The organism is Microbacterium sp. zg.Y909 (assembly GCF_024626565.1).
The window spans coordinates 1-2,343 of sequence record NZ_JANJFJ010000535.1 but is presented as its reverse complement, the minus strand read 5'-3'; the positions used below and the strand labels follow the sequence as shown (position 1 = coordinate 2,343).

Sequence of the window (2,343 nt, the reverse complement as noted above, 5' to 3'; positions counted from 1 at the left end):
CACGCGAACTCCACGACCTCCATGCCGCGGGCGATCTCGCCGTGGGCGTCGGCGAGCACCTTGCCGTGCTCGCGGGTGAGGATGTGGGCCAGTTCGTCCTTGCGGGCGTTCAGCAGCTCCCGGAACGCGAACATCACGGCCGTACGCCGGGCGATGGACGCATCCCGCCAGTCCTGCCAGGCGGCGGATGCCGCGGCCACCACGGCGTCCACGTCGGCGGCGGTGGCCAGACGCACCTGCGTCTGCACGGCCCCGCGGGCCGGGTCGTAGACGGGGGCGGTGCGCGAGGAGGCGCCCGCCCAGGTGCTGCCGGAGACCCAGTGGTCGAGGATGTCGGTCACGTCCTGTCCTTTCCGGATGCCGGGGTGTGGCATCCGCGTCGGGTCGGAGCAGCGTTGTCGGCTCCGACGGGCCGGCGGCGGCGAGAGGACGGACGGGTGGTCGGCGCAGCGCGTGCTGCGGCGGGCGTCGGTCCTCGTCGACCGGTCTCCGGTACGGCGATGCTACTGGACACCCGGGGCGCCGTCGCCGGATACATCGCGCGACGGACGCGGCGGCCCGGGCGCGTCCCGTACCGTCGAAGGGTGCTGCGTGTCGTGAAGCCTTACCAATTGGTCGTCGACGTCGTCGTGGCGGGGCTGTTTGCCTTGATCGCGCTGCCCTACGAGCTCGTCAGCGGCACACCCGGGCCCTACCACGACCTCTCATCCACGCTGCTCGTGCTGGCGATGGCCGCGGCGCTGGCGACGCGACGGCTGGCTCCCGGCCCGTCGCTCGGCCTGGCCTGGGCCGGCGCCGTCCTGCAGATGGCTTTTCAGCGCCCGCCCGGATTGGCCGACGTCGCGATCTTCGCCGTGCTGTATGCCACCGCCGCCTACGGCACCCGGCGGGTGTTCTGGGCGGGGCTGGCGTCGTCGCTGCTGGGCGCGGTCGTCATCACCGTGTACCTCTTCGGCCCGCTGCCCGGCTTCAACGACCTCAGCACCAGCAACATCCCCACCGCCATCGCGGTGGGGATCGCCTCGGCGTTCGGCTTGGGACTGTGGTGGACGATCGGCGCGCTCGTGCGCACCGGCATCCGCGCCCGTGAGAACCGCAAGGCGCAGCAGGCCGCCGAGGCCGAGACAGTCACCGAGCAGGAGCGGCTGCGCATCGCCCGCGACATGCACGACGTCGTCGCGCACTCACTGGCCGTGGTCGTCGCGCAGGCCGATGGCGCCCGCTACGCCGCGGCGGCCGATCCGCAGGCGGCCACGACGGCGCTGGCGACCATCTCCACGACCGCGCGCTCGGCGCTGGCCGACGTGCGGCTGCTGCTGACCCAGCTGCGGCACAGCCAGGGCGAGGGGCCCCAGCCGACCATCGCCGACCTCGAAGAGCTGTACGCGCAGGTGCGCTCGGCGGGCGTGGACCTGCGGGTCGACGTCGACCCGGCGCCGCCAGGGGTGCCGCCGGCGGCGATCCAGCTGGCGGTGTACCGCATTCTGCAGGAGGCCCTCACCAACGCCCTCCGTCACGGCGAGGGCGGCGCGGTGAGTGTCGCCCTGGGGTGGCATCCTGATCGGGTGACGATCCTGGTCGACAACCCCGCAGGCCCCCCCGTCGCGACCGACGACCCCGCCCGCGGGCACGGACTCATCGGCATGCGCGAGCGCGCGCTGCTGGCCGGTGGCACGCTCGACGCGGGCCGTGAGGGCGCGTCGTTCGTCGTGCGTGCATCGCTTCCGATCGGGGGCCGGGCGTGAGCGGCGGGCCGATCCGCGTCGTGCTCGTGGACGACCAGTCGCTCTTCCGCGCCGGCATCCGCATGCTCGTCGACTCCCAGCCCGACCTCGAGGTGGTGGGCGAGGCGTCCGACGGGCGCGAGGCGCTGGGAGTCATCCGCAGCACGCGTCCGGACGTCGTGCTGATGGACATCCGCATGCCGGTGATGGACGGGCTGACGGCGACCGCCCAGCTGCTGGTCGATCCGGTCTTCGACGGGGCGCCGCCGCGCATCGTGATGCTCACGACCTTCGACCTCGACGAGGCGGCCGCCCGCGCGATCCGGCAGGGGGCGAGCGGATTCCTGCTGAAGGATGCCGACCCCGAGTTCCTGCTCGCGGCCATCCGCACAGTGCACGCCGGCTCCGCCGTCATCGCCGCCGCCGCCACCCAGCAGCTGTTCACGCATTTCGCCGAGCCCGCCCGCGCGGTGCCGCCGCAATTCGCCTCTCTCACCGACCGCGAGAAGGAGATCTTCGCGCTCGCCGCCCGCGGGCTCAGCAACGCCGAGATCGCCGGTCGGGAGTTCCTCTCCGAGGCGACGGTGAAGACCCACATCAGTCGCATCCTCGCGAAGCT

General features: G+C 73.0%; 3 protein-coding genes. 2 read left to right on the top strand and 1 reads right to left on the bottom strand.

Features of this window, described 5'->3' with window-relative positions:
• The coding region (locus NQ160_RS22485; protein ID WP_308211520.1) for an aldehyde dehydrogenase family protein at window positions 1–341 on the bottom strand (341 nt) is incomplete at its 3' end.
• Between the two features lie 243 nt (window positions 342–584).
• On the opposite strand from NQ160_RS22485, the gene NQ160_RS22480 reads away from it, so the two are divergent.
• Both NQ160_RS22480 and NQ160_RS22475 read left to right on the top strand, forming a co-directional pair.
• Window positions 585–1,745, top strand: a complete 1,161-nt coding sequence (locus tag NQ160_RS22480) for a sensor histidine kinase (protein WP_257517251.1) — start codon at window positions 585–587, stop codon at window positions 1,743–1,745.
• 62 nt (window positions 1,746–1,807) lie between these two features.
• The coding region (locus tag NQ160_RS22475) for a response regulator (protein WP_257517253.1) at window positions 1,808–2,343 on the top strand (536 nt) is incomplete at its 3' end.